General features: G+C 68.5%; 1 protein-coding gene. It reads right to left on the reverse strand.

Features of this window, described 5'->3' with window-relative positions; all coding sequences use genetic code 11:
* The coding region (locus ACFV88_RS35970) for a condensation domain-containing protein (protein WP_385496436.1) at positions 1-1919 on the reverse strand (1919 nt) is incomplete at both ends.

The following is a 1919-nucleotide window of genomic DNA, read 5'->3' on the forward strand; positions in this document are numbered from 1 at the left end:
CAACCATCCAACTCCCCATACGTCCAACGCTCCCCACCACACTCCACCGCCACCACACCCGGCCCCGACGCAACCCTCGCCTCGAACAACCCGAGGACGTGGCTGTCCGGTTCGAGGTCCGGTGAAACCCCTGCGCCAAGGCTCAGCAGGCGGTCGCGTTCGGCTCCTTCGTAGAGCGCGAGGCGGGAGACCCGCTGCCGGGGGTAGGCCACGATGCTCGCGCACAGCGTCAGGAAGTGGTCGACGAGCCTCTGCACGGTCTCGTGCTCAAAGAGGTCGGTGCTGTAGCAGACGGATCCCGCGTAGCCCTCGCCGCTCTCCTGGAGCTGCATCTCCAGGTCGAAGCGAGCATGGCCCAGATCCCTGCCGACGCGCTCGACCGCCCAGCCGGCCGGACGTGCCGTCTCGTCGGCACCGCTGAGGGCGAAGATGATCTGGAACACCGGGTTGCGGCTCACGTCCCGCTCCGGCGCCAGCTCCGCGACCACCCACTCGAAAGGCACGTCCTGGTTCGCCTGGGCGTCCAGCACAATCCCGCGCAGACGTTCCAGAAGCTCCACGAACGTCGGGTCGTCGGTCCAACCGAGCCGCAGCGCGAAGGTGTTGGCGAAGAACCCGGCCATCTTCTCCAGCTCCGGCCGGATGCGGCCGGCCACCGGTGAGCCGGTGACAATGTCGGTGATGCCGGTGTACCGGGCCAGCAGGACGTCGAACGCCGTGAGCATCACCATGAAGGGCGTCGCGGCATGGTCGCGTCCGATCGACCGAAGCGCTCCGGCCACGTCCGCCGGCAGCTCGAACGAGATCCATCGCCCCCGCCCGCTCGGCTGCTTCGGCCGGAGGTGATCCGCGGGCAGTTCAAGGGAGGCCGGGGCCCCTCTCAACAGATCGGTCCAGAAACGTAGTTGCCGCTCTGCCAACTCGCTGTGCAGCCAGGACCGCTGCCATGCGGCATAGTCCACATACTGGATGTCCACAGGAGGCAGTGATGCGGAGCGTTCCGCTGCGAAGTCGTCGTACAGAACGGCGAGTTCTCGCCAGATGACATTCATCGACCAGCCGTCGACGACAATGTGGTGCAGGTGGAGGGCCAAGCAGTGCCGGTTTTCGGCGATCCTGAAGAGCTGGGCGCGAATCAGCGGGCCGGTCGTCAGGTCGAAGTTCCGCGTCCCCTCCCGGTAGGCGAGTCGGACGGCCTCGGCCTCGGCTCCGGGCCCCTGGGCCGTAAGGTCGTACCGGTCGAGGGTGAGGCCGGACGAGTCCGCAATCACCTGGTAGGGGTTCCCGTCCGACTGCCGGAAGGTGGTCCGCAGCACCTGGTGCCGGTCGCAGATCGCGCGCAGCGCGCGCTGGAGCACGGCGGGGTCGAGTGCTCCGTCGACGCGCCACGTCTCGCTGACGTTGTATGCGGCCGAACCCGGCACCAACTGGTCGAAGAACCACAGCCGGCGTTGGGCGAAGGAGAGTTCCGGGCGTTCGTCCGTGCACGAGGGGATGGCGGGAACACCGGCCGGGAGCCGTACGGTACGCAGTGCCTCGGCCAGCCGCCTGATGGTCGGGCGCTCGAAGAGATCGCGCACCGAGACGGTGACACCGAGCGCCGCGCGTACGCGGGAGACGATCTGCGTCGCGAGCAGGGAGTGGCCGCCCAGGTCGAAGAAGTCGTCGTCGACGCCGATTCCCTCGACCTGGAGCAGGCCTTCCCAGATGGCGGCGAGCACCCGCTCCGCCTCGGTGTTCGGCGGCGCCGAGCCCGCTCCGACGGCCCGTGACGGTCCCGAGGGAATGGGCAGTGCCCGCAGATCGATCTTACCGTTGCGCGTCAGTGGGAGGGTGGGGAGGGGGATGTAGGCGGTGGGGATCATGTAGGCGGGTAGGTGGGCGGCGAGGTGGTCGCGGAGGGGTTGGGGGTCGAGGGG

The organism is Streptomyces sp. NPDC059816 (assembly GCF_042732055.1).
Lineage (GTDB): Bacteria > Actinomycetota > Actinomycetes > Streptomycetales > Streptomycetaceae > Streptomyces.